Origin of the sequence: Streptomyces bottropensis ATCC 25435 (assembly GCF_000383595.1) — a bacterium.
GTDB lineage: Bacteria > Actinomycetota > Actinomycetes > Streptomycetales > Streptomycetaceae > Streptomyces > Streptomyces bottropensis.
In genome coordinates this window covers 6609203-6632872 of record NZ_KB911581.1, presented here as the reverse complement: position 1 = coordinate 6632872, position 23670 = coordinate 6609203, and the positions used below count along the sequence as shown (strand labels likewise).

Below are 23670 nucleotides of genomic sequence, written 5' to 3'. Positions count from 1 at the left end.
GGGCCCCGCCCTTTTGCCGTGCGGGCCCCGGGGCGGGGCGGTCGCGCGGGGATACGCGCGGATGTGCGGCGGACACAACGCCGAAGGCCTGGGGCGCCGAGATCTCTCACGGCGCCCCAGGCCTTCTTGGTCTCCCGGGGGTGGTGCGGAGCGGGGCCCTGCTCGCCGACCCGGCCGAGCAGGGCGACGGGGCTACGCCTTGCGGAGGCGGAACGTCAGGGTCAGGCCCTCGTCCGTGAAGGGCGTGCCGAAGGTCTCGTCGCCCTCGCCGGTGGCGAAGTCCGCGGCGAGGACCTCGTCGGCGATCAGCGGCGAGTGTTCGGTCAGTGCGGCCGTGACCGCCGGGTCCGTGGCCGTCCAGCGCAGGGCGATACGGTCGGCGACGTCGAGGCCGCTGTTCTTGCGGGCCTCCTGGATCAGGCGGATCGCGTCACGGGCCAGGCCCGCCTGTCGCAGCTCCTCCGTGATCTCCAGGTCGAGGGCGACCGTGGCGCCCGAGTCGGAGGCCACCGACCAGCCCTCACGCGGGGTCTCCGTGATGATGACCTCGTCGGGGGCGAGGGTGACGGTCTCACCGTCGACCTCGACCGAGGCGGTGCCCTCGCGCAGGGCGAGGGACAGGGCGGCCGCGTCGGCGCCCGCCACGGCCTTGGCCACGTCCTGGACCCGCTTGCCGAAGCGCTTGCCCAGCGCGCGGAAGTTGGCCTTGGCGGTGGTGTCCACCAGGGAGCCGCCGACCTCGGAGAGCGAGGCGAGCGAGCTGACGTTCAGCTCCTCCGTGATCTGCGCGTGCAGTTCGGGGTCGAGGGAGTCGAAGCCCGTGGCGGCCACCAGGGCGCGAGAGAGGGGCTGGCGGGTCTTGACGCCCGACTCCGCGCGCGTGGCGCGGCCCAGCTCCACCAGGCGGCGCACCAGGACCATCTGCCTGGACAGCTCGGGGTCGATCGCGGAGAGGTCCGCCTCCGGCCAGGAGGCCAGGTGCACGGACTCGGGGGCCTGCGGGGAGACCGGCACGATCAGGTCCTGCCAGACCCGCTCGGTGATGAACGGGGTCAGCGGGGCCATCAGCTTCGTGACCGTCTCGACGACCTCGTGCAGGGTGCGCAGCGCCGCCTTGTCGCCCTGCCAGAAACGGCGGCGCGACCGGCGTACGTACCAGTTCGACAGATCGTCGACGAAGGCCGAGAGGAGCTTGCCGGCGCGCTGGGTGTCGTAGGCCTCCAGGGCCCCGGTCACCTGGTCGGTGAGGGCGTGGAGTTCCGACAGCAGCCAGCGGTCCAGGACCGGGCGGTCGGCCGGGGCCGGGTCCGCCGCGCTGGGCGCCCAGTTCGACGTGCGGGCGTACAGGGCCTGGAAGGCGACCGTGTTCCAGTAGGTGAGGAGGGTCTTGCGGACGACCTCCTGGATGGTGCCGTGGCCCACGCGGCGGGCCGCCCAGGGGGAGCCGCCGGCCGCCATGAACCAGCGGACGGCGTCGGCGCCGTGCTGGTCCATGAGCGGGATCGGCTGCAGGATGTTGCCCAGGTGCTTGGACATCTTGCGGCCGTCCTCGGCGAGGATGTGGCCGAGGCAGACGACGTTCTCGTACGACGACTTGTCGAAGACCAGGGTGCCGACGGCCATCAGCGTGTAGAACCAGCCGCGGGTCTGGTCGATGGCCTCGCTGATGAACTGGGCCGGGTAGCGGGACTCGAAGAGTTCCTTGTTCTTGTACGGGTAGCCCCACTGCGCGAACGGCATCGAACCCGAGTCGTACCAGGCGTCGATCACCTCCGGGACGCGCGTGGCGGTGGCGCCGCAGCCGTCCTCGGGGCACGGGAAGGTGACCGCGTCGATGAACGGGCGGTGCGGATCCAGCTCGGACTGGTCGGTGCCGGAGAGGCGGCTCAGCTCCTCGCGGGAGCCCACGCAGGTGAGGTGGTTCTCCTCACAGCGCCAGATCGGCAGCGGGGTGCCCCAGTAGCGGCTGCGGGAGAGCGCCCAGTCGATGTTGTTGTTCAGCCAGTCACCGAAGCGGCCGTGCTTGACCGAGTCCGGGAACCAGTTGGTCTTCTCGTTCTCCTGGAGGAGACGGTCCTTGACGGCGGTGGTGCGGATGTACCAGGACGGCTGCGCGTAATACAGGAGCGCGGTGTGGCAGCGCCAGCAGTGCGGGTAGCTGTGCTCGTACGGGATGTGCCTGAAGAGCAGGCCGCGCTGCTGGAGGTCCTCGGTGAGCTTTTCGTCCGCCTTCTTGAAGAAGACGCCGCCGACGAGGGGGACCTCCTCCTCGAAGGTGCCGTCGGGACGGACGGGGTTCACGACGGGCAGGCCGTACGCGCGGCAGACCTTGAGGTCGTCCTCGCCGAAGGCGGGGGACTGGTGGACCAGGCCCGTACCGTCCTCGGTGGTGACGTATTCGGCGTTGACGACGAAATGCGCCGTTTCCGGGAACTCCACCAGGTCGAACGGACGTTGATAGGTCCAGCGCTCCATTTCGGCGCCGGTGAAGGTCTGGCCGGTGGTCTCCCAGCCCTCGCCGAGCGCCTTGGCGACGAGCGGCTCGGCGACGACGAGCTTCTCCGTGCCGTCCGTGGCGACCACGTAGGTGACCTCGGGGTGGGCGGCGACCGCGGTGTTGGACACCAGCGTCCACGGCGTGGTCGTCCACACCAGGAGCGCTGCCTCGCCGGCGAGCGGACCGGAGGTGAGCGGGAAACGGACGTACACCGAGGGGTCGACGACCGTCTCGTAGCCCTGCGCCAGCTCGTGGTCCGACAGGCCGGTGCCGCAGCGGGGGCACCAGGGGGCGACGCGGTGGTCCTGGACCAGCAGACCCTTGCCGAAGATCTCCTTGAGCGACCACCAGACGGACTCCACGTACTCGGGGTCCATGGTCCGGTAGGCGTCGTCCAGGTCGACCCAGTAGCCCATGCGGGTCGTCAGCTCGGTGAAGGCGTCGGTGTGCCGGGTCACCGAGTCGCGGCACCTGGCGTTGAACTCGGCGATGCCGTACGCCTCGATGTCCTTCTTGCCGTTGAAGCCGAGTTCCTTCTCGACCGCCAGCTCCACCGGGAGGCCGTGGCAGTCCCAGCCGGCCTTGCGGGCCACGTGGTAGCCGCGCATCGTGCGGAAGCGAGGGAAGACGTCCTTGAAGACGCGGGCCTCGATGTGGTGGGCGCCCGGCATGCCGTTGGCGGTGGGCGGTCCCTCGTAGAACACCCACTCGGGGCGGCCCTCGGACTGCTCCAGGCTCTTGGCGAAGATCTTCTGGTCGCGCCAGAAGTCGAGCACCGCGTGCTCGAGCGCGGGCAGATCGACCTGGGCGGGCACCTGGCGGTACGTCGGCTCTGTCATGAGCGGGCTTCCTCCAACGGACTTGCTGCCTTCCGTCGGAGGGACGAGAGCTTCGATCCTTCGTACGCCGTGTGCGGCGCGCTCCCGCGGTACCACCCTCCTTGGTTCCCCTGTGCGCCGTACGCGCCGGTGAACCCCCTCATTGAGGTCGCGATACCGGGTCTACTCGCCGCGCCCCAGGGACGGTGCCATGGGCTGCGGCTTTCTTCCGGCGGCTCCGGGGTGATCTTCACATCGCGCTCGCCCCCGGGCTTCCACCGTCCCCGGGTCGCTCTGGGCTGCGTACGACGCTACTCGTCCCCATCCACGCTTCTCGCTGCGCCCAGTGTACGGCGCCGCACGGACGGCGGCCGACCGGTTTTCGAGGGCGCGCGGGAGGGGTGGGGCGGGGCCTTCGGCGGGCCTCGCGGCCGGGCGCGCGGTGACCTGCGGGGTGACCCGAATGGAGCGGGCGGGGCGTCCGGATCCTGGGACCTCCGGCGGGGCGGAATACCCGGCGGGGAGCTGGGCACAACGCTTGCAGGCTCGTCGCGTGACGGCCGTGAGGTGGGAGAATCGGGTGGTCTGCCCCGTTGCCGAGGGACTCAGGTCGATTTATCGTCCCAGCACGATTCGCGTGCAAGATCACCATATGTGAAGGGGCCGCGGCCATGGTGGCGAAGAAGGCGGTGGCGAAGAAGACCGCGGCCGAAGGGACGGTCGCCGCGAGGACGGCCGTGAAGAAGACCGCGGCCAAGAAGGCGACGGCGTCCGGGAAGCCGACGGTGACCGGGACGACGGTGGCGGCCGAGGAGGCCGCGGCGGTCGGGAAGGCCGCCGCGCACAAGCCCGCCGCGAGGAAGAACGCGGGCGGGAAGAGCACGGCGAAGAGCGTGGCGAAGAGCGTGGCGAAGAGCCCCTCTGCGAAGAAGAGCACGGTCAAGAAGGCGGACGCGGCCCAGGCCGCCGAGACGACGGGAGCCACGACGGTGGTTGCGAAGAACACTCCTGGTACGGCTACGGCGGCGAAGCGGAAGCCCTCCGCCGTCCCCAAGGCGCGGCCCGCCGCGGTGGAGCCCGGCGAGCTGGCGGTACGGCCCGGCGAGGACCCCTGGAGCCCGGAGGAGGTCGCCGAGGCCCGCACGGAGCTGCAGTCCGAGGCCGTGCGGCTGAGGGCCGAGCTGGAGGCCTCCGAGCGGTCGCTCACGGGCCTGATGCGGGACTCGGGGGACGGCGCCGGCGACGACCAGGCCGACACCGGGGCGAAGAACATCACGCGCGAGCACGAGCTGTCGCTCGCCCACAACGCGCGCGAGATGCTCGACCAGACCGAGCGCGCCCTGGACCGGCTGGCCTCGGGCACATACGGCCTCTGCGAGAACTGCGGCAATCCGATCGGAAAGGCACGGATGCAGGCGTTTCCACGGGCCACTCTCTGCGTGGAGTGCAAGCAGAAGCAGGAACGCCGCTAGTGATCGCGGACTGAGCCCCTGGTCCGTGTGGGTCGTGTCGTACCTTTGTCCTCAGTCAGGAACCTAGGTTGAGGGACTCACGTGGCAGAGGCGGAGCGCATCATCGGTACGCCGGACATCCCAGACGCGTCGGGGACCGACCCGGAGCAGTCCGACGGCGGGAACGGTGCCGTGGCGGAGCAGGCCGACGCGCCCGCGCGCCCGCGCGGCAAGCGCCGTATCGCCGTGCTGTTCGGGGTCGCCGCGCTGGCGTACGCGCTCGACCTCGTCAGCAAGATGATCGTGGTCGCCAGGCTGGAGCACCACGAACCGATCGAGATCATCGGGGACTGGCTGAAGTTCGAGGCGATCCGCAACGCGGGTGCGGCCTTCGGCTTCGGCGAGGCCTTCACGATCATCTTCACGGTGATCGCGACGATCGTGATCGTGGTCATCGCCCGGCTCGCCCGCAAGCTCTACAGCCTGCCCTGGGCGATCGCGCTCGGCCTGCTGCTCGGGGGCGCGCTGGGCAACCTCACGGACCGGATCTTCCGTGCGCCGGGGGTCTTCGAGGGAGCGGTCGTCGACTTCATCGCGCCCAAGGGCTTCGCGGTCTTCAATCTCGCCGACTCGGCCATCGTGTGCGGCGGCATCCTGATCGTCCTGCTGTCGTTCCGGGGGCTCGACCCGGACGGGACCGTCCACAAGGGCTGAGAGCGGGGCCGCCGCGTCGAGGAGGTTGTCCACAGGCACGGTCGGGCGGCTCTCACCCGTCCGGCATACTCGACGGGTGAGCACGATTCCCGAGATCCGTACCCTGCCCGTGCCCGACGGCCTGGAGGGCGAGCGCGTCGACGCCGCCATCTCCCGCATGTTCGGCTTCTCCCGTACCAAGGCGGCCGAACTCGCCGCCGCGGGGAAGGTCACGGTCGACGGGTCGGTGGTCGGCAAGTCGGAGCGGGTGCACGGCGGGGCCTGGATGGAGGTCGAGATGCCGCAGGCGCCCGCACCGGTACAGATCGTCGCCGAGCCGGTCGAGGGCATGGAGATCGTGCACGACGACGACGACGTGCTGGTGATCGTCAAGCCGGTCGGCGTGGCCGCGCACCCCAGCCCCGGCTGGTCCGGGACGACCGTCATCGGCGGCCTCGCCGCCGCCGGGTACCGGATCTCGACGTCGGGCGCCGCCGAACGCCAGGGCATCGTGCACCGGCTCGACGTGGGCACCTCGGGACTGATGACGGTCGCCAAGTCGGAGCGGGCCTACACCTCCCTGAAGCGCCAGTTCAAGGAGCGGACCGTCGACAAGCGGTACCACGCGCTGGTCCAGGGCCACCCCGACCCCACGAGCGGCACCATCGACGCGCCCATCGGACGGCACCCGAACCACGACTACAAATGGGCCGTCACCGCCGAGGGCAAGCCGTCGGTCACGCACTACGACCTGGTCGAGGCGTTCCGGGCCGCCTCGCTGCTCGACATCAAGCTGGAGACCGGGCGCACCCACCAGATCCGCGTCCACATGTCCGCCCACCGGCACCCCTGCGTCGGCGACCTGACGTACGGCGCCGACCCGACGCTCGCCAAGCGGCTCGGCATCACCCGCCAGTGGCTGCACGCCGTGCGGCTCGGCTTCGAGCACCCCGGGGACGGCAGCTGGGTCGAGTTCGAGAGCGACTACCCGGCCGATCTGCAGAAGGCCCTCGACAAGGTGCGCGAGGAGACGTACGCGTGAGTCCCGTCCCGGTGTCCTACGAGGTGCGCGTCGCCGACGGTCCCGCCGACCGCGAGGCGTGCTTCGCGGTGCGCAAGGAGGTCTTCGTCGTCGAGCAGGGCGTGCCGCAGGACCTGGAGTACGACGCGTACGACGCCGGGGCCGTGCACGTCCTCGCCGTCCGGGACGACGGGACGCCCCTCGGGGCCGGGCGGCTGCTGTACGGGGAGGCCGCCGCCGGCAAGACCGGTGGGGCTCCGGGCGTCGGGGCGCTGGGGCGGCTCGCGGTCGTGGGGGAGGCCCGCGGGCTGGGTGTCGGGGTCGCGCTGGTGCGGGCCGTCGAGGAGGCGGCGCGGGAGCGCGGGCTGACCGCGGTGGACCTGGGGGCGCAGACGCACGCGCTCGGGTTCTACGAACGGCTGGGGTACGTGGCGTACGGGGCGGAGTTCCTGGACGCGGGGATACCTCATCGGTCCATGCGGCGGTCGATTTAGCGTTCGACGGTGCGGGTGGGGCACCCTGAAGACTGGCCGGTCTTGATCGTCTAGCACCAGCGGAGCACCCCCATGGATCAGTTGGCCCTGTTCTTCGTGTTGCTGGTCGGGGCCGTGGTCAGTGTGCCGGTGGGGGAGCGGCTGAAACTGCCGGCGCCGGTGCTGATGACGCTGCTGGGCATCGCCCTCGCCGTACCCGGCTTCGTGCCCAACGTGCAGATCCCGCCGGAGCTCATCCTGCCGCTGCTGTTGCCGCCGTTGCTCTACGCGGCGGTGCGGCGGACCTCCTGGCGGCAGTTCACGGCGAACCTGCGGCCGATCCTCCTGCTGGCCGTGGCGCTGGTGTTCGTGACCACCGCCGCCGTGGCCGCCGTGGCGCACGCGATCGTGCCCGGACTGCCGATCGCGGCGGCCCTCGCGCTCGGCGCTCTGGTCGCGCCGCCCGACCCGGTGGCGGCGACGGCCGTTGCGGGCCAACTCGGGCTGCCGCGCCGACTGGTGTCGATCCTGGAGGGCGAGGGTCTCTTCAACGACGTCACGGCCATCGTGCTCTACCACGTGGCCATCGCCGCGGCCGTCAGCGGATCCTTCTCCTGGCCCCGGGCCGCGCTCCAGCTCGTGCTGTCGGGGGTCGTCGCCGTCGTCGTGGGGATCGTGCTCGGCTGGGCCGCCAACAAGCTGATGGACTTCCTGGAGGACGCGACGCTGCAGATCGGACTGACCCTGCTCGTGCCGTACGCGTCGTACGTGATGGCCGAGGAGTTGCACGGGTCCGGGGTGCTCGCGGTGCTCACGACCGCGCTGTTCCTCGCGGAGTACGCGCTCGGGGCGGACGACGTCATGACACGGCTCGCCGGGCACACCGTCTGGGACGTCGTGGACACGCTTGTCACCGGCGTCGCCTTCGGGCTGATCGGGCTGGAGCTGCACAACGCGATCCGTACGGCGTCCGGGCGGTGGCAGGAGATGCTCGGCTGGGCGGCGGCCGTCGTGGTCGTCGTGGTGCTCGTCCGGCTGGCATGGCTGCTGCCGGCCACCTGGCTGGCCCGGCGGCTGCACGCCAAGCGGGACTACGACGAGGAGATTCCCGTGTCGTGGCGCGAGACCGTGGTGATGTGGTGGTCGGGGATGCGGGGGGTGGCGTCCGTGGCGCTGGCGCTCGCGATTCCGCTGGAGACCGAGAGCGGGGCGCCGTTCCCCGACCGGGACGAGATCGTGTTCATCGCGTTCGGCGTGATCATGGCGACGCTGGTGCTGCAGGGGCTGACCCTGCCGCGGCTGGTGCGGTGGTTGGGGGTGCGGGCGGACGAGGGGGCCGAGAAGGAGTTCGAGAAGGCGTTGGCCGTGCGGGCGGCGAAGGCGGCGAAGCGACGGCTGAAGGAGATCGAGGAGACGGAGGAGCTGCCGGAGGAGATGTCCGAGCGGCTGCTGCGGCGGGCCGTCGAGATCGCGGTGCGGATCAGCCCGGAGGTGGGGGAGGACGAACGCCGGGAGGGGCACGAGCAGCGGGTGCACAGGCTTCGCCGGATGCGTCGGATCCAGGGGGAGATGTTGAGCGCGGCTCGGCACGAGGTGCTGGCCGCGCGGAGTGAGCCGGGGGCGAATCCCGAGGTGGTGGACCGGGTGCTGCGGCATCTGGATGTGCGCAGTCTGCGGTGAGTCGGCGGACACTGCGGTGAGTCGGTGAGTCGGTGAGTCGGCGGGTGTGGGTGCGTCTGCGTCTGTTCCTCCCCGGCCGCTCGGCTGACGTGGTCCGGGTCGACGCGAGTGCAGGCGCAGGCGGCGCAGGTGCGGGTGCGGGCTCAGACGGCGTGATCCGGCCGCTGAGCCCGCACTCGCGGTCTGTCAGCCTCTGCCCGGCGACCACGGGGGCTCGTGGACCTTGCTGCGCGTGAGGCGGGGGACGCGGCCGTCGACGTGGCCGTTGGGGTGGGTCGGGGAGAGGACCGCGTCGGCGGTGTTGATGCGGGGGAGGGCGTACGGGTGGGTCTCGGTGAGCCAGTGGACGAGCTGCTCGCGGACGGTGACGCGGACGGTCCACAGGTCGTCCGGGTCCTTGGCGGTGACGAGGGCGCGGACCTCCATGGTGGAGGGGGTCGTGTCGGTGACGGTCAGGTCGTAGTGACGGCCGTCCCACGCGGAGCAGGACCGCAGGATGTCGCGGAGCTTGTCGCGCATCGCGAGCAGCGGCGCGGCGTGGTCGACGTGGAGGAAGACCGTGCCGGTCATCTGGGCGCCGCCGCGGGACCAGTTCTCGAAGGGCTTCGAGGTGAAGTACGACACCGGCATCGTGATGCGGCGCTCGTCCCAGGTGCGGACCGTCAGGAAGGTGAGGGTGATCTCGTCGACCGTGCCCCACTCGCCCTCCACCACGACCACGTCACCGAGGCGGACCATGTCGCCGAAGGCGATCTGCAGCCCGGCGAAGAGGTTGCTCAGCGTGGACTGCGCGGCGATACCGGCGACGATGCCGAGCAGCCCGGCCGAGGCCAGCAGCGAGGCGCCGGCCGCGCGCATCGCCGGGAAGGCCAGCAGCATCGCGGCCGCGGCGACCACACCGACGATCGCCGAGACCACCCGCATGATCAGCGTCACCTGGGTGCGCACCCGGCGTACCCGGGCGGCGTCGCGGTGGACGCGGGCGTAACGGCTGTACGTCGTCTCCACTATCGCCGCCGCGATGCGGATCACCAGCCAGGCCGTCGAACCGATCAGCACCAGCGTCAGGGTGCGGCCCGCGGCGGTCCGGTGCTGCTCCAGCAGCTGCGCCTCGTCGTACGTCGCTCTGAGCAAGGCCGCGCACAGGAACAGCTGGTAGGGGATGCGGCCGCGGCGCAGCAGGCCCCACAGAGGTGTCTCGTGGTGCCGCTGGTCCGCTTTGCGCAGCAGCAGATCGGTCGTCCAGCCGATGAGCAGCGTGAGGACGACCGAACCGCCGACGACGATCAATGGGCGGAGTAGATTCTCCATGCCTTCGAACGTAACCGGCCGCGCGGGGTCATGAACATGTGACTTCCGACGCGCTCTGGGTACGGGCGTCGCGGCCCTACGGCGAACCGGTCGGCGAATCGGCCGGCGGGCTGCTCGGGGAACCGGTCGGCGGGCCGGGTGTCGGATCCGGCTGGCACGATGGCCTCATGAACATCGTGCTCTTCCACTCGACCTACGGTCTGCGGCCCGCCGTGCGCGACGCGGCGGACCGGCTGCGCGCCGCCGGACACGAGGTGTGGACCCCCGACCTCTTCGCCGGACGGACGTTCGACACGGTCGAGGACGGCATGGCCTTCAACGAGGAGCTGGGCAGGGAGGAGCTTCTCAAGCGGGCGGTCCTGGCCGCCGCGCCGTACTCGGAGCGTGGCCTCGTCTACGCCGGGTTCTCCCTGGGAGCCGCGACCGCCCAGACGTTGGCCCTGGGCGACAAGAACGCGCGCGGGCTGCTGCTTCTGCACGGCACCTCGGACATCGCCGCCACCGCGTCCGTGGACGACCTGCCCGTCCAACTGCACGTCGCCGAGCCCGACCCCTTCGAGCCGGACGACTGGCTGAGTGCCTGGTACCTCCAGATGCGCAGGGCCGGGGCCGACGTCGAGGTCTACAGATACGCCGGAGCCGGCCACCTCTACACCGACCCCGAGCTGCCGGACTACGACGAGGAGGCCGCCGAGGCCACCTGGCGGGTGGCGCTCGGCTTCCTCGAAACCCTCTAGTCCCGCGGCTGGTTCATCGCGGTCTACACGGGGTCGTACGTGCGCTCCACCTTCTGGGTTCCGCTCCGGGTCCGGTACGAGCGTGCCCAGGAGGACGTCGCGTCGGGCTTCGTACGGTCGGAGAGGACGTAGAAGTCCATCTGGGCGCGCGCGGCCGTGATGTCCAGGACGCCGTAGCCGTGGCGGTCGGTGTCGACCCAGTGCACATGCCGGTTGGCGGCGCGGATGAGCGGGGAGGCCAGCGCGGAGACGGTGCCCTCGGGGACCTTGACGAGGTCGTCGAGGTTGTCGGAGGTGACCGAGGTGACCACGAACTCGGTGGCGGCGGAGGCCGACAGCGGGTACGTCCCGGCGTTGACCGGTACGTCGTTGGCCCAGGCCATGTGGATGTCGCCGGTGAGGAAGACCGTGTTGCCGATCGCGTTCTGCCGCAGATGGGCGAGGAGTTCGCGGCGGTCGTCGGTGTAGCCGTCCCACTGGTCGGGGTTGAGGGCGAGGCCCTCCTTCGGCAGACCGAGCAGCTCCGCGAGGGGTTCGAAGAGGTCGGCCGTGAGGTTGCCGAGGGCGAACGGCGCCATCATTACCGAGTTGCCGACCAGCCGCCACGTCGTGTCGGACGACTTCAGCCCGGCCTTCAGCCAGTCGAGCTGGGCCCGGCCCGTCAGCGTACGGTCCGGGTCGTCGACCTCGCCGTCGCCCACGCCCACCTGCTGCGAGCGGAAGGAGCGCAGGTCCAGCAGGGAGAGGTCGACGAGCTTGCCGAAACGCAGACGGCGGTAGGTGGTGCCCGCCAGCGCCGGGCGCACCGGCATCCACTCGAAGTACGCCTGCTTGGCCGCCGCCTGCCGGGCCGCCCACGTGCCTTCCGCGCCCTCGGTGTGGTTCTCGGCGCCGCCCGACCACGCGTCGTTGGCGATCTCGTGGTCGTCCCAGATGGCCACGACCGGCGCGACCGCGTGCAGGGCCTGCAGATCCGGGTCGGTCTTGTAACGGGCGTGCCGGACGCGGTAGTCGGCGAGGGAGACGATCTCGTGGGTCGGCGCGTGCGGCCGTACGACCTTGCCGCGGGTGGCGTACTCGCCGGTGCCGTACTCGTAGATGTAGTCGCCGAGATGCAGCCAGGCGTCCAGGTCGCCGCGCGCGGCCAGATGGCGGTAGGCGGAGAAGTGGCCGCCCTCCCAGTTGGCGCAGGAGACCACGCCGAAGCGCAGGTTGGCGGTGGCGGCGTCGGCGGCCGGGGCGGTGCGGGTGCGGGCGGCGGGCGAGTCGGTGCCGCCGGCCGAGAAGCGGAACCAGTAGTGCGTGGCGGGCACCAGGCCGCGGACGTCGGCCTTGACGGTGTGGTCGGAGGCGGCGGTCGCGGTCGTCGAGCCCTTGGCGACGATGTTCGTGAACGCCTTGTCCAGGGCGACGGTCCAGCCGACCTCGATGTCCGGGCCGAGACCGGAGCCGGGTATCGCGGCGGCGGTGGGTGTCACGCGGGTCCACAGCAGGACACCGTCGGGCAGCGGGTCGCCGGAGGCGACGCCGTGCAGGAAGGCGGGGGACTGCGCCGCGTGTGCCGGGATCACGGCGGAGAGCGGCGCGGCGAGAACGGCCCCGGCGGCGGCCGCCTTGACGACCGTACGGCGACTCGGTGCGGCCGAACCCGTGGGCTGGGCGGGGGAGTCGGGGCGGGAGTGAGATCTGCGACTGGTCACGGCCGACGAGATTACTGATCGGTAGGGCCGGGGGTAAGACAGAAGCCTGAAATCCGCGCAGAGTTCAGACGGTTGTGCGCTGTACGTCGGGTGGCGAGCGCGGGCCGGGCCGGGCCGAGGAGCCGTCAGTGGCCGTGCCACGGCGGGCCGGGCGCCGAGCAGTCGGCCCGCCGCTCACCGCTCGTCGGCGTATTTCCTGGCCAGGGCGATCAGTGCGGCGCGGTCGGGGCGGCCGGTGCGGTCACGGAGGCTGGCGAGGTGCTTCTCGACGGTGCGGGGGGAGAGGAACAGGTGCTCGGCGATCTCCTGGTTGCCCAGCCGGGCACCGAGCAGCCGCAGGACCTCGTACTCCCGTGCGGTCACCCCCGCGCGCCGCAGTTCTGCCGGGATGGTGTCGTGGCCCTGGCGGCGGCGGGGCACGGGGGATCCCGCGTCGCGCAGCAGCGCCCGGCACGCGGCCGACACGCGGGTCGTGCCCCGCTCGTGGAAGAACTGCTCGGCGGCACGCAGCCATTCGACGGGCCGGCCCCAGCCGTCGGCGAGCGCGGCCTCGGCACCCAGGCGCAGACAGAGATGCGCGGCCAGGGGGATCCCGGCGGTCCCGGTCAGCGCCTCCTGAGCCGCCTTGGCGGCCTCGGCGGCGCGGCCCTCGCGGCCCAGCAGGACGGCTCGGGACCAGCCGGCGAAGGGGCGGTCCCACTGGACCTGGGTGAGCCGCTCGGTGCCGGGGCCGTCCAGTTCACCCCAGTCGGCCGTGCCGCGCAGGGTGCGCAGGAGGAGGTACGGGCCGAGGAAGCCGGTCACGCCACCGGTGCTGGGCAGTGCCCGCATGACCCCGTCCGCCTCCGTGAACTCGGCCAGCGCGCGGTCGTGTTCCTCCCGCAGCAGGGAGCAGATGCCCTGGGCCCAGCCCCAGACGGAGGTGTCGGCGTAGCCCCACAGGGCCCCGGCGCTCCGCCCGGCGAGCGCGCGCTCCAGGGTGCGCAGGGTGGCGTCGAGCTTCTCCCGCTCCCCGAGCGAGGCGGCGATGATGCCGTCCACCCCGGCGCCGATCAGCTCCACCTCGCGCAGCCGCAGTCTGCGGGCCGTCGCCCGGAGCTGGCGCGCGGACTCCGTCGCCCGGTCGTGTTCGTCGCGCAGGATGTGGGCGAGGGTCAGGTGCATGTCGGCCCAGGCCGTCAGGAGCACCGCGCCGGTGTCCTCGGCGGCCGCGCGCGCGGCCAGCAGCCGGTCCGTGCCGGTGAACCGGACGCGGTCGAGCACGCCCAGTTCCAGCAGGCCGCGGATCCGCCACACCGGCAGCGCGTGGGCCTCGGCGGTGGCGACCAGCCGGGCGAACGCGTCCTCCGCCTCGCCGAGGTCCCGGGGCCGCAGGCAGTAGCCGAGCATGTTCAGCGCCTTGCACGCCACCTCCGGCAGCCCCACCTCCTCGGCGGTCGCGACGGCGCCCTCGGCGAGCGCGCGGGCGCCCTCCAGCCGGTCCGGGCGCTGCGAGTTGAGCACCAGGTGGGCGGCGACCGCGTCCAGGGCCGCGCGGGCCGCCGGGTCGGGCGTGTCGCGGAGCAGCTCCCTCGCCCGACGTACGGCGGTCAGGCCGGCCTCCCACTGCTGGGCGGTGGCGGCGGCCCGCGCGCGGGTCAGGAAGCCCGCCGCCCGGCGCGTGGCCGGCGCACCCGAGACCGTCAGGACCCGGTCCAGCCGGTCTCCCAGCTCGGGCACGCGCCGTACGTCTCCGGTGAGGACCAGCGTGTCGAGCAGTTCCTCCAGCAGCCGGGCCACGGCCTCGGGCGGCGCGTCCGGCGAGTCGGCGGTCAGCTCCAGACCCCGGTCGAGGAGTTCTACGGCGGTCAGCAACGCACCCCGCGCGACCGCCTGCCGCCCGGCCCGCACGAGCAGCACGGCCGCGCGCGCCGACCGCCCCGCGGCCACGCACAGCTCCGCGGCGAGCCGGTACAGGTCGTCGTCGGCGTCTCCGCCCAGGGGCCGGCGGGGGTGGTCCGACCCGGGGGAGAGGCCGACACGGTGGCTTCCGCGGCCCTCGTCCTCGCCGCGTCCACCCCAGCTGCTCGGGCGTGTCGGATCGGTCCCGTCGGCGGTCGTCCCTTCGAGGCCCGCCTCGGCAGAGTCCGCCGCGTCGAGGCCTGCCCGGTCGAAGCCCGGCCCGCCGGCGCTCGCCTCCTGACGCCCCACCCCCTTCGCCGCCTCGATCGCGTCCGCTGCCGCCAGGCACAGCGCCGTGCGCTCCGGCGGGAGGAGGCGGCGGGTGATGGCGTCGGCGGTGAGGGCGTGGCGGAAGGTGTGCCAGCCGGGGTCCGACGCGGTGGTGGCGTCGGAGACCAGGTGGGCGTGGGCCGCGTGGCGGAGCTGGGTGAGGGCGGTGGCGTGGTCCAGGCCCGCCGCACGGGCGGCGATGTCCACGGGAAAGCGTCTGCCGAGGACCGCCGCCGCTTCCAGCAGGGCGATGCCGGCCGGTGGCAACTGGTCCACGCGCTGCAGGACGGCGGCGGCGACGGTGTCGGGCACGCCGGCGTCCAGCGAGCCGGTCACCGTCCAGCGGGAGTTCTCGTCCCGGACGAGACCGCCGCCGTCGACCATGGCCCGCAGCAGTTCCTCCACCACGAAGGGAACACCCTCCGACACCGTGTGCAGCCGGTCCAGCACCGCCGCCGGGACGTCCTCGGCGGTGTCGTGGCCCAGACACCGGGCGGCCAGCTCGGCGGTGCCGCCCGGCCCGAGGCGGGCGAGGCGGATCGTGCGGGCCGTACGACGGGACGTGGCACCCTCGGCGAGGTCGAGCGCCGGGCCGGGCTCGCCGCGCAGGGTGGCCAGCAGCACGGCCCGCTGGCCGGCGAGGTTGTCCGTCAGATAGTCGACGATGGCGAGCGTGTCGGCGTCCGCGTCGTGCAGATCCTCCAGCACCAGGACACAGCCGCCCTGCCGGCCGAGGACGTGCAGGAGCCGGAGCACCGCCTCGGCGTACCCGACGAGCGGGGCGCCGTCCTGCGGTGCCAGCCCGCACAGCCGGGACAACAGCGGTTCGTAGAAGCCCAGATCCCCGCTTGAGGGCGCACCCTCGCCCCGTGACCCCGAGAACACCGCCTCCGCCAGCGGACGCAGGGGCACGGCCCGCCCGGCGGACGCGGCGCGCCCGCGCAGGATCCGTGCCCCGGCAGCGGCGGCGGCCGACGCGGCGTCCTCGACGAGCCGGGACTTGCCGATTCCGGGCTCGCCCAGCACGAACACCGACGAACCCCGCCCGTCCCGGGCCGCCCCGACGGCAGCCGTCAGCAGGTCCCGCTCCGCCTGTCTGCCGACCGGAGTGGGCGACGACAACGACGAGAAGGACGTGAGGGACGAGAAGGACGAGAACGCCGGAACCGACGAGAACGCCGAGGACCGCGTCGAGGAGAACGACGACGGCATCGAAGAGAACGACGACAACTGCAGGCCCCCTGCGCCCTGTCGGGATGGTCGTGGCAGCCCGCGTACGCCCCCGTACGCAACCCCCGCCGGGCACCCCTCGAATGCACCTTCGAGGCGCGTACAGGGTAGCCCCCACTTCCCCGGGGGTCGCACCACTACATGGGGGATCTTCCCCGATATCCGGGGGCCCTGCGTCCGGCAGGCTTCTGTTCGGCAGGGCAGGGGGGACAGGGCATGACCCGGGGGGACATGCCCTGCCTGCCGCTTTTCTCTTTCGGCAGGGAGGTCGTCATGCAGCGTGCCCGGATCTGGGTCGCCGCAGGAGTGCTGGGCGTGGTCCTGTGCGGGTGTTCGTCACCCGCCGCGACCACGGGGGCCGGGAGCGGCGGCGGATCGTCGTCGGGCGGGGCCGCCGCGGACGAACCGGAGGTTCCGGTGACGACCCAGGACCTGGAGCGGGTCTGCTCGGACGGGCTCGGCTTCGAAGGACTGCCGGCCTACGACCGAGCGAAGAAGACCGTGCACCCGGCGCAGCTCATGAACAGCACCGGTGACGGCTGGACGAGCAGCGTGCCCGTCGACGGCGACTTCCCCAAGGGCTGGTTCCTCGGCTACGAGGACAAGCCGGAGGAGGCGGAGCTGGTCGTCTGCGTCGAGCGCACGAAGGCCACTGCGACCGGCAAGGTCTGCGACATGGAGGCCGACGGCAAGCCGCTGAAGATCCGGACGTACAACACCTCGTACCGGGTGCGGGTCGTCGAGGCGCGCACCGGCAAGGAGCGGTACGTGTACAAGGGCAAGGCCGAGTCCGACGAGTGCCCGGTCTACATCTTCACCTCGGACGACGAGGACGCCGACAAGTACTACAACGAGGTGCGTGCCGAGGACTACCGCAAGCGGGTCAAGCCGTACATCGCGCCGTAGCCGCCGAGCCGTCGTAGCCGCAGCCGCCGTCGGGCGGGCGCCCCGGAGTCGTTCTCCGGGGCGCCCGCCCGTTCACACGTGCCCCGCGGCGGCCGCCTGCGGCCCGCTAATCGGTGACGCCCGCGTCCTTGAGCGCCTTCTCCCAGTCCGCGACCGTCGACGGGTTGGCGATCACCTTGTCGTTGATCTTGATGGTCGGAGTCGACTTGACCCCGTCGGCGTCGTCGAAGGACTTGCTCATCCTCATCGCCCAGGCGTCGTAGGTGCCCTTCTTCACGGCGTCCTGGAACTTCTTGTCGTTCTTCAGCGCGTCGACCGTGTTCGCCACCTTGATCAGATAGCTGTCCTTGGCGAACTCGTCGGTGGTCTCCTCCGGGTGGTACTTCGTCGAGTACAACGCGGTCTTGTAGGCGAGGAACGCGTCGGGGCTGACGTCCAGGGCGGCGCCGAGGGCGCTCAGCGCGTTCTTCGAGCCCTCGCCGGTGAGGTTGCCGTCCAGGAAGGTGCCCAGCGTGAAGGAGAGCTTGTAGTCGCCGTCCTTCATGCCCTTGTTCACCGTCTCGCCGACGGTCTGCTCGAAGGCGGCGCAGGCCGGGCAGCGCGGGTCCTCGTACAGGTGGACCACGTTCTTGGTCGTGGAGTCGCCGATCAGCACGGTGGTGCCGTTCTTGCCCGAGGTGTTCGCCGGGGCCACCACCGTGGCCTTGGCGGCCTCCTCCCACTTGGTGGGCTGGTTGTTCTGGACGACGGCGTAGCCGATGCCGCCGGCTATCGCGAGGACCGCGACGATCGAGGACGCCACGATCGCCTGCCGCCTGACCTTCGCGCGCCTGGCCTGACGCTCGCGCTCCAGACGCAGCCGCTCACGGGCCGCCGACTTCGCCGCGCTGCTGTTCCGCTTGCTCATGTGGATGAACTCCCTGGGAAACGCGCACACGTGGTGCGCGGAGAGATGTGAGGGGGGACCTGTTCGTGCTCAGGAGGTGGTCACGCGAAGGTGACCGAGCACGGCGGTCCACGCCGCCCCAGGGAGTGCGTGTGGAGAAGGGTGCGCGCACTGTCCGTACGGTGCGCGGTGCGCGTCGGCCGGTGCTGGGCCCGCGGGGGCCGCACCAGGACCGCGGCGACCGCGATCAGCAGCGGCCGGAAACCCGCGGCGACCGCGGCGTCCAGCAGCTGGGCCAGCGCCCGCTCGCCGCGCCGCAGCCAGGCGGCGGCCAGCAGGCCGACGCCGATGTGCGCGGCGAGCAGCAGCCAGGCGACCCCCGGACCGGCGCCCGCGAGCAGCGCCGCCGCCCGCTCGGAACCGCCGGCGACCCGCGCCAGCGGCGCGCCCACACTGCCGCCGCCGCACAGCACGTCCAGCCCGACCTGGCGCAGCGGACCCGTGACGGGACCGCCCGCCTCGCCGTAACAGGCGTGCTGACCCGCGGTGAAGACCGTGTCGGCGGTCAGCTCCAGCGGGATCAGCACCCCGGCGATCCGCCCGAAGCCGCGCTCGCGGCCGGCCAGCGCGTAGGCGGCGAGGAAGACGGCGGCGGTGATCGCGCCGACGACGGTGAGCGGGAGCGGGACCCCGGACAGCAGCACGTGCGACGCGGTGCCGAGCGTCACGACGACAGCCGTGAACAGCGCCGCGCGTACGGCTCTGAAGTGGGTCCCGGATATGTCCATGGCGACTGAGAGTGTCCCACGCGGGCACGTAAGGGACCGCTAAAAGGTCCCTGTGAGTGCCCGACGTCTCGTCGGCGTCGGTGCCCCTTCCGCGTGTGCTCAGTGGTTGCGCAGGCCGGGGATCCGGCCGTTGCGGAAGAGGTCGACGAAGATCTGGTGGTCCCTGCGCGCGCGAGCCCCGTACGCGTGCGCGAAGTCCACCAGGAGCGGTGCGAAGCCCTCCTCGTCGGCGGCGATCGCCGCGTCGATGGCCCGCTCCGTGGAGAACGGCACCAGGGACTGCCCCGTCAGGTCGTCCGCCGCCGCGTGCATCGTGGCCGTGGCCCGGCCGAGGTCGGCGACGACCGTGGCGATCTCCTCCAGGTCGTCGATGTCGCTCCAGTCCAGGTCCACCGCGTACGGCGACACCTCGGCGACCAGCTGCCCGGCGCCGTCCAGCTCGGTCCAGCCCAGCCACGGGTCGGCGTGGGCCTGCAGGGCCCGCTGCGAGATCACCGTGCGGTGACCCTCGTGCTGGAAGTAGTCACGGATCCGCTGGTCGGTGATGTGCCGGGAGACGGCCGGGGTCTGGGCCTGCTTGATGTAGATCACCACATCGTTCTCCAGGGCGTCGCTCTGCCCCTCCAGCAGGATGTTGTACGACGGCAGACCCGCCGAGCCGATGCCGATGCCCCGGCGGCCGACGACGTCCTTCACCCGGTAGGAGTCCGGGCGGGTCAGCGAGGACTCCGGGAGCGTCTCCAGATAGCCGTCGAAGGCGGCCAGCACCTTGTAGCGCGTGGCCGCGTCCAGCTCGATGGAGCCGCCCCCCGGCGCGAAGCGGCGCTCGAAGTCGCGGATCTCCGTCATCGAGTCCAGCAGGCCGAAACGGGTCAGCGAGCGGGCGTCGCGCAGCGCGTCCAGCAGCGGGCCCTGGGCGGTGTCGAGCGTGAACGGAGGCACCTCGTCCCGCTTGGCGCCGGTCGCCACCGCGTGGATCCGCTCGCGGTAGGCGGCCGCGTAGGTCTCCACCAGCTCCGTGATCTGCTCGTCGCCGAGCGCCTTCGCGTACCCGATGAGCGCCACGGAGGCGGCGAAGCGCTGCAGGTCCCAGGTGAAGGGGGCGACGTAGGCCTCGTCGAAGTCGTTCACATTGAAGATCAGGCGGCCCGTGGAGTCCATGTACGTGCCGAAGTTCTCCGCGTGCAGGTCGCCGTGGATCCACACGCGCGAGGTGCGCTCGTCCAGGAACGGACCGGCGGCCTTCTCGTCGTCCAGATCCTTGTAGAACAGGCACGCCGTGCCCCGGTAGAACGCGAAGGCCGATGCCGCCATCTTCCGGAACTTCACGCGGAACGCGGCCGGATCGGCGGCCAGGAGCTGGCCGAAGGCGGTGTCGAAGACGGCGAGGATCTCCTCGCCGCGTCGCTCGTCGTCGAGCTGGGGAACCGACATCGCGGGGTGCCTCCTGATGATCACGGGTGGGTCGATCTCTCAACGTGCGGAGCCGCGCGCGAGTGCCCGCGACTCCTTCGTCGAAAGGTACGGGGGACACCCCTCGCGGTGTCAGTCCCGAGGCATAGACTTCGACGCTGTCCCCCAGACTGTCCGCAGCCCGTGGGGATGCCGTTCACGCCTGTTTCCCCTGTTGTGTCCCTTGGAGGCCGAAGCCGTGTCAAAGCCGCCGTTCACGCACCTGCACGTCCACACCCAGTACTCGCTGCTGGACGGTGCCGCGCGGCTCAAGGACATGTTCAACGCGTGCAACGAGATGGGCATGACCCACATCGCGATGTCCGACCACGGCAACCTCCACGGGGCCTACGACTTCTTCCACACCGCCAAGAAGGCCGGCGTCACCCCGATCATCGGCATCGAGGCGTACGTCGCCCCCGAGTCCCGGCGCAACAAGCGCAAGATCCAGTGGGGCCAGCCGCACCAGAAGCGCGACGACGTGTCCGGTTCGGGTGGTTACACGCACAAGACGATCTGGGCGGCGAACAGGACGGGCCTGCACAACCTCTTCAAGCTCTCCTCCGACGCGTACGCCGAGGGCTGGCTGCAGAAGTGGCCCCGGATGGACAAGGAGACCATCTCCCAGTGGTCCGAGGGGCTCATCGCCTCCACCGGCTGCCCCTCCGGCGAGCTGCAGACCCGGCTGCGCCTCGGCCAGTTCGACGAGGCGGTGAAGGCGGCCTCCGAGTACCAGGACATCTTCGGCAAGGACCGCTACTTCCTGGAGCTGATGGACCACGGCATCGACATCGAGCACCGGGTCCGCGAGGACCTGCTCCGCGTCGGCAAGAAACTCGGCATCCCGCCGCTGGTCACGAACGACTCGCACTACACGTACGCGCACGAGGCGACCGCGCACGACGCCCTGCTGTGCATCCAGACCGGCAAGAACCTCTCCGACCCGGACCGCTTCAAGTTCGACGGCACCGGCTACTACCTGAAGTCCACCGAGGAGATGTACGCCGTCGACTCCTCGGACGCCTGGCAGGAGGGCTGTGCCAACACCCTGCTGGTCGCCGAGCAGATCGACACCTCCGGCATGTTCGAGGCCAAGAACCTCATGCCGAAGTTCGACATCCCCGACGGCTTCACCGAGGTCACCTGGTTCCAGGAGGAGGTGCGCCGGGGCATGGAGCGCCGCTTCCCCGGCGGCATCCCCGACGACCGGCAGAAGCAGGCCGAGTACGAGATGGACGTCATCATCCAGATGGGGTTCCCGGGGTACTTCCTCGTCGTCGCCGACTTCATCATGTGGGCCAAGACCCAGGGCATCGCGGTCGGCCCCGGCCGTGGTTCCGCCGCCGGTTCGATCGTCGCGTACGCCATGGGCATCACCGACCTCGACCCGATCCCGCACGGCCTGATCTTCGAGCGGTTCCTCAACCCCGAGCGCGTCTCCATGCCCGATGTCGACATCGACTTCGACGAGCGCAGGCGCGTCGAGGTGATCCGGTACGTCACCGAGAAGTACGGCGCCGACAAGGTCGCCATGATCGGCACCTACGGCAAGATCAAGGCGAAGAACGCCATCAAGGACTCCGCGCGCGTGCTGGGCTACCCGTACGCGATGGGCGACCGGCTCACCAAGGCGATGCCCGCCGACGTCCTCGGCAAGGGCATCGACCTCAACGGCATCACCGACCCCTCCCACCCGCGCTACAGCGAGGCGGGCGAGATCCGGTCGATGTACGAGAACGAACCGGACGTGAAGAAGGTCATCGACACCGCCAAGGGCGTCGAGGGCCTGGTCCGGCAGATGGGTGTGCACGCGGCCGGCGTGATCATGTCCAGCGAGCCCATCGTCGACCACGCCCCGATCTGGGTGCGGCACACCGACGGCGTGACGATCACCCAGTGGGACTACCCGCAGTGCGAGTCGCTCGGCCTGCTGAAGATGGACTTCCTGGGCCTGCGCAACCTCACGATCATGGACGACGCCATCAAGATGGTGAAGGCCAACAAGGGCATCGACCTGGAGATGCTCGCCCTCCCGCTGGACGACCCCAAGACCTTCGAACTGCTCTGCCGCGGTGACACCCTCGGCGTCTTCCAGTTCGACGGCGGCCCGATGCGCTCCCTGCTCCGCCAGATGCAGCCCGACAACTTCGAGGACATCTCCGCCGTCTCGGCCCTGTACCGACCGGGCCCGATGGGCATGAACTCGCACATCAACTACGCCGAGCGCAAGAACGGCCGCCAGGAGATCACCCCGATCCACAAGGAGCTGGAGGAGCCGCTCCAGGAGGTCCTCGCGGTCACCTACGGCCTGATCGTCTACCAGGAGCAGGTGCAGAAGGCGGCCCAGATCATCGCCGGGTACTCGCTGGGCGAGGCCGACATCCTGCGCCGTGTGATGGGCAAGAAGAAGCCCGACGAACTGGCGAAGAACTTCACCATCTTCCAGGCCGGTGCCCAGAAGAACGGCTACAGCGACGAGGCCATCCAGGCCCTGTGGGACGTCCTGGTCCCCTTCGCCGGCTACGCCTTCAACAAGGCCCACTCCGCCGCGTACGGACTGGTCTCCTACTGGACCGCGTACCTCAAGGCGAACTACCCGGCCGAGTACATGGCCGCCCTGCTCACCTCGGTCAAGGACGACAAGGACAAGTCGGCGGTCTACCTCAACGAGTGCCGCCGCATGCGCATCAAGGTGCTCCCGCCGAACGTCAACGAGTCCGAGCACAACTTCGCCGCCCAGGGCGACGACGTGATCCTCTTCGGCCTCGAAGCCGTGCGCAACGTCGGTACGAACGTGGTCGAGTCGATCATCCGCAGCCGCAAGGCCAAGGGGAAGTACGCCTCCTTCCCCGACTACCTCGACAAGGTCGAGGCCGTCGCCTGCAACAAACGCACCACCGAGTCGCTGATCAAGGCGGGCGCCTTCGACACGATGGGGCACACCCGCAAGGGCCTCACCGCGCACTTCGACTCGATGATCGACAACGTGGTCGCGGTCAAGCGCAAGGAGGCCGAGGGCCAGTTCGACCTCTTCGGCGGCATGGGCGAGGAGGAGAGCAACGAGCCGGGCTTCGGACTCGACGTCGAATTCACCACCGACGAGTGGGAGAAGACCTATCTCCTCGCCCAGGAGCGGGAGATGCTCGGCCTCTACGTCTCCGACCACCCCCTCTTCGGTCTGGAGCACGTGCTCTCCGACAAGGCCGACGCGGGTATCGCCCAGCTCACCGGCGGCGAGCACGCGGACGGCGCGGTCGTCACCATCGGCGGCATCATCTCCGGTCTCCAGCGCAAGATGACCAAGCAGGGCAACGCCTGGGCCATCGCCACCGTGGAGGACCTCGCCGGTTCCATCGAGTGCATGTTCTTCCCGGCGTCCTACCAACTCGTCTCGACCCAACTCGTCGAGGACGCGGTCGTCTTCGTGAAGGGCCGCCTCGACAAGCGCGAGGAGGTGCCGCGGCTGGTCGCCATGGAGATGCAGGTCCCCGACCTGTCGAACGCGGGCACCAACGCGCCGGTGATCCTCACCATCCCGGCCACCCGTGTCACCCCGCCCATGGTCAGCCGGCTCGGCGAGATCCTGACCCACCACAAGGGCGACAGCGAGGTCCGGATCCGGCTCCAGGGCCCCACCAAGACGACCGTGCTGCGCCTGGACCGGCACCGGGTGAAGCCCGACCCGGCCCTGTTCGGCGATCTGAAGGTGCTGCTCGGCCCGTCCTGCCTGGCCGGCTGAGCGAGGCCCGGCGGAGCGCGACAGGCGTGAACTTCGCGAGGGGCGCGTCCGGTGTTACGGACGCGCCCCTCGGTGTG

Annotated in this window: 15 protein-coding genes; 8 read left to right on the top strand and 7 right to left on the bottom strand. The window is 71.1% G+C overall.

Features of this window, described 5'->3' with window-relative positions:
- Positions 1–192: 192 nt before the first annotated feature.
- Complete coding sequence (gene ileS / locus STRBO_RS0129560) at positions 193–3336, bottom strand: isoleucine--tRNA ligase (RefSeq protein ID WP_005478205.1); 3144 nt, start codon at positions 3334–3336, stop codon at positions 193–195.
- A gap of 650 nt (positions 3337–3986) precedes the next feature.
- On the opposite strand from ileS, the gene STRBO_RS0129555 reads away from it, so the two are divergent.
- The 5 genes from STRBO_RS0129555 (at position 3987) to STRBO_RS0129535 (ending at position 8633) form a co-directional block, all read left to right on the top strand.
- Positions 3987–4787 carry a TraR/DksA family transcriptional regulator gene (locus tag STRBO_RS0129555; RefSeq protein ID WP_020115253.1) on the top strand — a complete coding sequence of 267 codons (801 nt, stop codon included), beginning with the start codon at positions 3987–3989 and terminating at the stop codon, positions 4785–4787.
- A gap of 81 nt (positions 4788–4868) precedes the next feature.
- Complete coding sequence (lspA, locus tag STRBO_RS0129550; RefSeq protein WP_005478202.1) at positions 4869–5480, top strand: signal peptidase II; 612 nt, start codon at positions 4869–4871, stop codon at positions 5478–5480.
- Positions 5481–5556: 76 nt separating this feature from the next.
- Positions 5557–6501: an RluA family pseudouridine synthase gene (locus STRBO_RS0129545; RefSeq protein ID WP_005478201.1), complete on the top strand. Its 945-nt coding sequence runs from the start codon at positions 5557–5559 to the stop codon at positions 6499–6501.
- Positions 6498–6974, top strand: coding sequence for a GNAT family N-acetyltransferase (locus STRBO_RS0129540; RefSeq protein WP_020115252.1), 477 nt, complete (start codon positions 6498–6500; stop codon positions 6972–6974). Before STRBO_RS0129545 ends, STRBO_RS0129540 begins: the two co-directional genes overlap by 4 nt.
- Before the next feature lie 72 nt (positions 6975–7046).
- Complete coding sequence (locus STRBO_RS0129535) at positions 7047–8633, top strand: Na+/H+ antiporter (protein ID WP_005478199.1); 1587 nt, start codon at positions 7047–7049, stop codon at positions 8631–8633.
- Positions 8634–8819: 186 nt separating this feature from the next.
- On the opposite strand, the gene STRBO_RS0129530 is transcribed toward STRBO_RS0129535, so the two are convergent.
- Entirely contained in the window at positions 8820–9944 is a 1125-nt protein-coding gene (locus tag STRBO_RS0129530; protein ID WP_005478198.1) for a mechanosensitive ion channel family protein, read from the bottom strand.
- Between the two features lie 167 nt (positions 9945–10111).
- Here STRBO_RS0129530 and STRBO_RS0129525 point away from each other — a divergent pair, with 167 nt between their 5' ends.
- Positions 10112–10681 (top strand): dienelactone hydrolase family protein, encoded by a 570-nt coding sequence (locus tag STRBO_RS0129525; protein ID WP_005478196.1) that lies wholly within the window; start codon positions 10112–10114, stop codon positions 10679–10681.
- A gap of 23 nt (positions 10682–10704) precedes the next feature.
- Here the strand turns inward: STRBO_RS0129525 and STRBO_RS0129520 are convergent, their stop codons facing one another.
- Positions 10705–12381: an alkaline phosphatase D family protein gene (locus tag STRBO_RS0129520; protein WP_005478194.1), complete on the bottom strand. Its 1677-nt coding sequence runs from the start codon at positions 12379–12381 to the stop codon at positions 10705–10707.
- Positions 12382–12555: 174 nt separating this feature from the next.
- A complete protein-coding gene (locus STRBO_RS0129515) occupies positions 12556–15822 on the bottom strand; it encodes a helix-turn-helix transcriptional regulator (protein WP_237547318.1) in 3267 nt (1088 codons plus the stop codon).
- A 273-nt stretch (positions 15823–16095) separates the two neighbouring features.
- Between STRBO_RS0129515 and STRBO_RS0129510 the strand changes: the two genes are divergently transcribed.
- A complete protein-coding gene (locus tag STRBO_RS0129510) occupies positions 16096–16728 on the top strand; it encodes a hypothetical protein (protein WP_020115249.1) in 633 nt (210 codons plus the stop codon).
- A 106-nt stretch (positions 16729–16834) separates the two neighbouring features.
- Here the strand turns inward: STRBO_RS0129510 and STRBO_RS0129505 are convergent, their stop codons facing one another.
- The 3 genes from STRBO_RS0129505 to STRBO_RS0129495 form a co-directional block, all read right to left on the bottom strand.
- Entirely contained in the window at positions 16835–17635 is an 801-nt protein-coding gene (locus tag STRBO_RS0129505; protein WP_020115248.1) for a DsbA family protein, read from the bottom strand.
- 80 nt (positions 17636–17715) lie between these two features.
- The gene (locus tag STRBO_RS0129500) at positions 17716–18402 is read right to left on the bottom strand and encodes a hypothetical protein (protein ID WP_005478184.1); all 687 of its coding nucleotides are present in this window, start codon (positions 18400–18402) and stop codon (positions 17716–17718) included.
- Positions 18403–18501: 99 nt separating this feature from the next.
- A complete protein-coding gene (locus STRBO_RS0129495; protein WP_020115247.1) occupies positions 18502–19836 on the bottom strand; it encodes a DUF2252 domain-containing protein in 1335 nt (444 codons plus the stop codon).
- A 217-nt stretch (positions 19837–20053) separates the two neighbouring features.
- On the opposite strand from STRBO_RS0129495, the gene dnaE reads away from it, so the two are divergent.
- A complete protein-coding gene (gene dnaE, locus STRBO_RS0129490; protein WP_020665627.1) occupies positions 20054–23593 on the top strand; it encodes a DNA polymerase III subunit alpha in 3540 nt (1179 codons plus the stop codon).
- Positions 23594–23670: the final 77 nt, after the last annotated feature.